Annotated in this window: 6 protein-coding genes; 3 read left to right on the top strand and 3 right to left on the bottom strand. The window is 40.0% G+C overall.

Annotated features, from left to right (window positions below; translation table 11 throughout):
* Positions 1-345 precede the first annotated feature (345 nt).
* Complete coding sequence (locus P8O70_13385; GenBank protein ID MDG2197852.1) at positions 346-522, bottom strand: hypothetical protein; 177 nt, start codon at positions 520-522, stop codon at positions 346-348.
* Positions 523-1,560: 1,038 nt separating this feature from the next.
* Between P8O70_13385 and P8O70_13380 the strand changes: the two genes are divergently transcribed.
* Entirely contained in the window at positions 1,561-2,775 is a 1,215-nt protein-coding gene (locus P8O70_13380; GenBank protein MDG2197851.1) for a polysaccharide biosynthesis C-terminal domain-containing protein, read from the top strand.
* Here P8O70_13380 and P8O70_13375 read toward each other — a convergent pair.
* Complete coding sequence (locus tag P8O70_13375) at positions 2,756-3,886, bottom strand: glycosyltransferase family 1 protein (GenBank protein MDG2197850.1); 1,131 nt, start codon at positions 3,884-3,886, stop codon at positions 2,756-2,758. The two genes, P8O70_13380 and P8O70_13375, sit on opposite strands and share 20 nt — an antisense overlap.
* A gap of 195 nt (positions 3,887-4,081) precedes the next feature.
* Complete coding sequence (locus tag P8O70_13370) at positions 4,082-4,798, bottom strand: DUF3050 domain-containing protein (GenBank protein ID MDG2197849.1); 717 nt, start codon at positions 4,796-4,798, stop codon at positions 4,082-4,084.
* A 255-nt stretch (positions 4,799-5,053) separates the two neighbouring features.
* Between P8O70_13370 and gatA the strand changes: the two genes are divergently transcribed.
* Both gatA and serS read left to right on the top strand, forming a co-directional pair.
* Positions 5,054-6,523, top strand: coding sequence for an Asp-tRNA(Asn)/Glu-tRNA(Gln) amidotransferase subunit GatA (gene gatA / locus P8O70_13365; protein MDG2197848.1), 1,470 nt, complete (start codon positions 5,054-5,056; stop codon positions 6,521-6,523).
* Positions 6,524-6,569: 46 nt separating this feature from the next.
* Positions 6,570-7,675 (top strand): serine--tRNA ligase (serS, locus tag P8O70_13360; protein ID MDG2197847.1); only part of this gene is annotated, 1,106 nt, incomplete at its 3' end.

Genomic DNA, 7,675 nt, shown 5'->3' with positions numbered 1-7,675 from the left:
TCTTCGTTTGGAATTAGAAGCACACGGCTTGATTCCAAATAACCATCACTGAATGAACGCGCCCTTTGTGTTCACGATCAAGAGCATCTGCAACTCGTAAAATTGCAGCAAGATTTCGGAAGATTGTCCTGTTTTTGGGGGATAACTTCTGAAAATCAGTCTGATTCCCAGAAGGCGCTGATCCTGTGTAATAACTGGCAATCAGGCTAATTAATTTCAACTCTGAGTTAGTCAGACCTACCAGTTCAATATTTTGAATCAAATACTGAGAGTGTTTGTGATGGCTGGAGGGTCTGATGAAGCGGCCGATGTCATGAAGAATAGCAGTTACTTTTAGTAAATGTCTTACAAGCTGAAAAAGCCCATGAAGTTCTTTGATTCCATCATAAATCTGTAGGCTAGTTGAAGAACCACTTTGGCGTGTCGGATGTTCGCAGAATATCTTCGAGCATTGTAGAATGCTGAGTGAATGATCTGCTCATACTCGCCACCTGCTGGATCTCCCAAATTTTCTTCTAGCATTTCGTTCAAAATTCCATCCCTCAATCCCACCATTGGGAAAACTATCATCTTTGCAAGGCTGAATTTCAGAAGAACACTAAACATGGAAGAAGCCGGTACAATTACATCTGCTCTGTCAAAAGAAATCTCAAACTGTTCAATCTGCTCTTAATAAGTTGAATTCTTAAGTATTTTCTTCAAGCCATGCAGACAGTTGCTGTTCCAGAAGAAGGCACCTTGAGAAATTGTTCCTCTTGTTAATTTACTTTTCTCATAAAGATTAGTCATTGCATTCGCATTGCCTCCAGTGAGAATGAGCGAATCAATCTGCTGACAATTTAACCGAGAAGCTAAAGTGGATATGAAATCGCGAATGTAAGTCTTGGCCCAAGTTCTACATTCATGTTCTCTCTCGGGCATATAATGGAACATCTGCAGTAATCGAACAGTTCCCATTTTGAACGATTCAGCAAACTCAATCTAACCATTCTGAATAAGAGTGATTTCCAAACCACCACCATCCAGATCTGACATCAAAAAACGGCCTGATTGTAAAGCAAAAAACCGATTTACGGCTCACTCTAGCAATTCTGCTTCCTTTCTACCTGAGATGGCTTTGACTTGAATTCCAGTAATTCTCTCAATTTTCGAAATCACTTCCTTAGCGTTGTCTGCTTCCATCAAAGCACTGGTCCCGTAAGCTCAGATTTGCTCACATTTGTTCTGTGATAAAGTCCTTTGAAATATTTCTATTGATTCAACTAAATTACGGATGGTCGATTCTTGCAGATATCCGAATTCGAAGACATCAAATCCTAGACGAAGTGGGGTCCTGACAGATTCGACCAATTCGATTCTTCTGTCAGGAGTCAAACGCACACAGATCATTCGAATAGTGTTAGACCGATAACAATTGCACCGATAATTTTCATAAACAAGTCAAAGAATTCTATTAAGTCATATATAATTCCCTTTTAGCTTTGGCTAAATTCTCTATTTATAATTACATTCGTAAATTTCTTAAAAAGTGCTTTTAGAGTAAAGAAACAAGGTGTCAAATTGCAATCTCTAAAGAATAATCTAAGTTGGGGAATAGTAGGGCAAACAATAGCAAAAGGTGAAATCTTTGTTTATCATCTCTTGCTTCCATTTATATTGGGACAGTATGGCTATGGTGTCTTTGCTTTGCATTGGTCTATTGGTTTAATGATTGTACAACCAGCTCTAGAATTAGGATTATCTCAATTAGTTGCAAAATGGACAGGCCGTGGATGTCTAAGTGTAAAAATTTTGGCTATTCGATATCAAAAAATTGTGGGATCAATACTTTTGCCAGCAGTTTTTATTATTGGTTATTTTTTAGGATCTGATCCAATATTGATTTTTTTTCTATGTCTTCATTTCCTTAGCAATAGTGTGCAACAAGTTTTGTTTGGGGTTTATAGAGGAATGGAAGATTTAAGGAGAGAATCTGTAGTTTTACCAGTTCAAAATTTATTGTCTCTAAGTTTGTTATCAGTTGCTTGGTCAATTGATCTTACAGAACCTTGGGTTGCCGCTGCAGGAATTGCTATACCTAGATTGATTGGTTTGATTTGGTTGTTTTTAGAAGCTAATAAAATAAAATCAATTGATATAAAAAATGATGAAATCAATTTTCAAGTGCTTTTGAAAGAGGCATGGACACTTGGGATGGTGCTCATCTTGATACAAATGTACTTTAGAATTGACACCGCGATGATTGGATATCTAGTGGATGAGGGAGAAGTGGCTTTGTACAATGCAGCATTTGTGATAGTAGAAGGTTCTTTCTTTCTTCCATCACTTATCACAGCAGCACTGATTGGCTCATTATCACAGACTGACCGATTCCTTTCATCCTTTCAAAAAGGCATTAAAATTTTGAGCATTTCTGGATTAGTGCTTGGTGTGCTGGTGTCTTTCTTATCAGTATGGTTTTTTAATAACTTTTATCCTTCTGAATTCAGTAAAGCAGGGAACTTACTTCAACTTCTTTCATGGGCTATCCCATTGGTATATCTAGGTACGCTCATGACTCAATCATTAGTGGCTCTAGATAAACAAAAAATTTATTTATTTCTAACATTTTGTGGCTTGTTGATTAATATCATCCTCAATTTAATTTGGATTCCAGAGTTTGGTGCTACTGGGGCAGTTTGGTCAACATTGATCACAGAGAGCTTTGTGCCAATAGCTTGTGGGGTAGTTATTTTTCAAGAATTAAAGAAGAAAATTAATTCAAAACATTTATGAAGAGATCAATATGCTTTTGAGCAGACTCTTCCCAAGTGAATTGCTTTGCGCGCTGGAAACCAGTGGTTCGCATTCTTTCAACAAGAGTTTGATCTTGGTCTAAAAGCTCCATTTTTTGGCTAAGTTCCATTGGATCAAATGGATCAAAATAAATTGGCACATTCCCACCAACTTCAGGTAAACTTGCGGCATTTGAAGAAAGAATAGGAGCTCCAAAGGACATGGCTTCCAGCAAAGGTAGTCCAAACCCTTCGTAACGACTAGGAAATATAAAAGCCTTGGAGTTCTCATACAAAAGACCCAGATCTTCGTCTGACACATACCCCAGCCACCTCAACCTCTCTCCTATCCCAGCTACATTTGCAATTTCTTGAATTCTCGTCTTCTCGTCGTCTGGAACTCTACCACAAATGGCCAAAGTAGAATTTCCTCTATATATGCTCAGGGCTTTTGGAACCAACTCTAGATTTTTGTATGGTCTTCCTTCTCCCACCATTAAGAAATAATCACTCAAGCCAGTTTTTTCCAGAAAGCTAAATTCTCTGTTAGTCTGAAATCTTAGTGGGTTGAACCCAGGGTGAATTACTTTGATTAGATTTTCATGAATTTCAGGATAATACTTCAAAAGCTCAAATTTTGTGAATTCTGAAATACAGATAATCTTTCTACAATAATTTTTCAGGATTTTTGGAAGAATTTTGCTGTAGTAGATTTTCCAACGCGGCATAAAATCGGGATCATAAAGCGGTAGCAAATCATGGATGGTAATAATCTGAGGTGCTGGGCTATAAATAATCCCCTCTGCTATGGGTGCGAAGTTCAGTTTGGGTTTCTGGAAATATAGGTTCAGGCGCATCCCTGTTTGAAGCCAGAGAAGTCTTTTTAGATTTGAAGCGAAACTGGCGGGATGTTTAAATTTTGGTCCCCTTGAGACTACTTGCTCAGGAAAAAGATCTTCTACCTCCTTAAATTTTGTATAGATTTTTGCCTTCGGTAGTAATCTCAACAAACAACTGCAGAGTTCCACTCCATAGCGACTCAACCCAGTAGGTTGAGGATGCATTAGGCTGCCATTGATTGCGACTGTCAGATGTTCTACTCCTTCAATCAATGGTGACTCTCACGAATTTTTAACGTTATTGAATCTGTATTCGTTGTGAAAAGACGAATTTTGCAAACTGGTTAATATTATTAATCTTTAGGATTGAAATTGATAATGTCGTAGGGTTGCCATTTTTCTAGCCACTAAGGGAATGTTTCAAGAATTTATAAGATTTTCCCATTGCAAATGATGGTTATGAATAGGTTAGGCCGCTCTTGATTGCGCTGCCTGAGAGGCCACCATTGAATCCCAAAGATCAATCCGAGCTGCTAGCGCAATTCTGGCTGCGCGCTCTGCTTCCACCCATAGAATCGGATCATTTCCACAAATCCTTTGCATCAGTTGCTCCGCTGCTGGGCCATGTTTCTCTTCATCACAGTGAATGTGCTCTTCTAGGTAAAATTTGAAATATCCCCATTTCTCAGGATTCTCTTGATCCAAGCGTTGAACCAGTTGTCTGAAGAGATCCGGGATAATGTCTTCTCGACCATACAAAAATGAAGAAGCGATGGTGACTAGTGATCCTTGCTCAATGAACGAGAAGGTGGTTTTCAGAAATTTCTCGACATGAGACGGCAAGTTTGCGGCAATAATTGCTGTTGAAAAATTTCCTGATTTTTCAATCAATTGGAGCCATTCCTCGATTAATTGAGTCTTCGCACCAGCTTTTTTCATCGCGTCCAAATAAAGTTCAAAGTGAGATGCATAGCCACCATCTGGATGAGGGCCGCTTTCTTCGTCAAGAACAATCTCATTGATGAGCCTCCTAGCCTTCCGGTCGGATGTTGGGGTCCAAGGTACTTGAACACATGTCAAGCGCTGTTGTAGGGCTTTCAGTAGCGATTGGAAGTCCCAAACAGCAAATACATGGCTGGACATAAATCTAAGCAGGGCTTCTTCGTTGCCCAATTGATTTTCCATTTGCCTTTCTAGCAACTCTTTCCTAAGCAATCTCAATGATTCCATTGCTTCGTCCTTGTGAAAATAAGCGTTAAAGAATTCAAAAAAATTTTAACGTCTTTTGCCCCGGGACAACAAGGTTTTTACATTGATTCTAGTATGGTAAGCATACAAAAATATATTGTTAATTTTGAAATTCATGATACATTTCAAAGTTTTTTGATAAGATTGTAAAGTTTTTGATTCAGCGTTTTCTCAAAGAGATTTTCCTTCCAGATGGCACTTTATTTTCCACTTTCACAACTAGTCCAGAAAATCCAAAACAGTGATTTAGATCCAAATGCTCTGGTCAATTTGGTCTACAATCAAATCGAAAAATTTGATCAGGAGTTGAATGTTTACAGAAGCTTAGTCCCAAGGGAGATATCTCTGAAGCGTGCCGAGCAAATTGCTCAAAAGATTTCAAACGGTCAAAGAGTTGGTAAGTTGGCGGGGTTGCCTGTTGCCATTAAAAGCAATCTTAGCATTGCAGACCCCGATTTGACTACAGGTTGTTCTTCAAAAATATTAGAAGGCTATCATTCACCATACGATGCAACAGTAGTGAAGGCCTTGAAAGAGGAGGATGCTTTGGTGATTGGCACCACAAACATGGACGAATTTGCAATGGGCTCTTCAAATGAAAACTCTGCTTTTGGACCTACTTTGAACCCTTGGCATCCCAGCAGGGTTCCAGGGGGAAGTAGTGGAGGGTCCGCTGTAGCTGTGGCTACAGGTATGGCAGTTGCTGCTTTGGGGTCAGACACAGGGGGCTCTGTTCGACAGCCTGCGTCCTTTTGTGGAATTACGGGATTCAAACCAACCTATGGGGCATTATCTAGGTATGGGTTAGTGGCTTATGGATCATCACTAGATCAAGTGGGATGCCTAACTAGGACTGCTGAGGACAGTGCCTACTTGTTTGAAGCAATTCAAGCAGTTGATACCAAAGATAGTACATCATTGGCAAATAAGCTGGATTCATATGAAGAGCAAATTGATCTAAGTTCCTTAAAATTCTGCCTTCCAAATGAATATTTGGATTCTAAAACAGTCTCAGAAGACGTTTTGGAAGCAACGACTTGTTTGGCAGATTGGTTGGCTCAGCAAGGAGCCACAGTCGAGAAAAAATCTTTGGGTTTCCTAGAATGCTTGATACCAGCTTATTATGTCATATCCTTTGCTGAAGCCAGTTCCAATTTGGGGAGATTTGATGGAATTCGCTATGGGCTGAGAAGAGGCAGTGGTGGCCTGGATGAGTTGTATAAAACCACAAGGGAGTCAGGCTTCGGAACTGAAGTAAAGCGTCGAATCATGTTGGGCACGTTTGTTCTTAGTGCGGGTTACTACGATGCTTACTACGGAAAAGCCAATCAAATTCGTGCATTTATCGAGAAAAAAATACATAACTTATTGACAGAATTTGATTTTTTGATTGGGCCAGTAAGTCCAGGCGTCCCATTCAAATTTGGTGAAAAAAAAGATGATCCATTAGCAATGTATCTTGAAGATATTTACAGTGTATTGGCAAATTTTACTAAATGCCCCGCGATCTCAATTCCTGCTGGAATGAGCAAAGAGGAATTGCCAATAGGTTTTCAGTTGATGAGCAAGCCTATGGATGACTATCGGCTTCTCAAAGTCAGCGAGGCTATTCAAGCAAAAACAGATTTCCATACTCGACGACCACCTCAGCGGCCTTTCTAAGTATTAAACCTCGCCCACAATTAACTACTCAAAATAAATTAGAATCATGCTCGATCTTCGAGTAATCCGTCAGGATCCTGAGAAAATTTCGGAAAATTGCAGACATAGAAATTTGTCGGATTTGGTAGCTCCACTCTTAGAGCAAGACGAAATAGCTAGGAGTTTGAAGGGGGAGCTAGATACGCTCCGCCAAAGGCGAAACGAAATCAACAATCAGATGAAGTCTAAACTCAGCACAGATGAAAGACAGACTCTGATTGAAGAGTCAAAATCACTGAAGCAAAAAGAAGAAACACTGCACGTGGCTCACCAGTCAGCAGAAGTCGAGAGAGGGAATCTATTATCCCAAATTCCAAACCTTACTCACCCAGATTCTCCAGTTGGTATAGATGAAGACGCAAACAAGGTGTTGCGTGAGGTAGGAAAACCGAGAATTTTCGATTTTGATCCCAAAGACCACCTTACTCTTATGGAAAGTCTGGAATTGGTGGACTTTGAGGGTGGATCGAAAGTAGTTGGCCAAAAGTTTTATTATCTCAAAAACCAAGCGGTTTTCCTTGAGTTGGCACTGGCACAATATGCCCTGAAGCTTCTTCAGGATGAGGGCTTCACAGTCCACATGACACCAGATTTAGCTCGCGCAAGTGTTGTTCAGGGGACAGGCTTTCAGCCAAGAGGTGATTCCGCCCAAATTTATTCTATTGAAAAAAGCGACCTTTGTTTAATCGCAACAGCTGAAATTACATTAGGTGGTCTTCTTTCAGATCAAATTCTTTCAGAAGCAGAACTTCCGATTTTAATGGCTGGTTTCTCTCATTGCTTCAGAACAGAAGCAGGAGCAGCTGGGCGCGAATCCAGAGGACTTTACCGAGTACATCAGTTCTCGAAAATTGAGATGTTTGCTTTCACGCATCCTGAAAAATCAAACGAGATGCATGAGAAATTACTTCAAATTGAGGAAAGAATTTACTGTGACTTGGGGATTCCATATCGAGTCATCGACATTTGTACTGGGGATCTTGGAGCTCCAGCCTATCGAAAATATGACTTAGAAGCATGGATGCCAGGCAGAGGTCATTGGGGTGAGATCACGTCTACCTCTAATTGTACTGACTACCAAGCTCGGAGATTAAACATTCGGTTCAAGGATTC

Source organism: SAR324 cluster bacterium (assembly GCA_029245725.1).
In the GTDB taxonomy this organism is placed as follows: domain Bacteria; phylum SAR324; class SAR324; order SAR324; family NAC60-12; genus JCVI-SCAAA005.
This window is presented reverse-complemented; position numbering and strand designations above follow the sequence as displayed.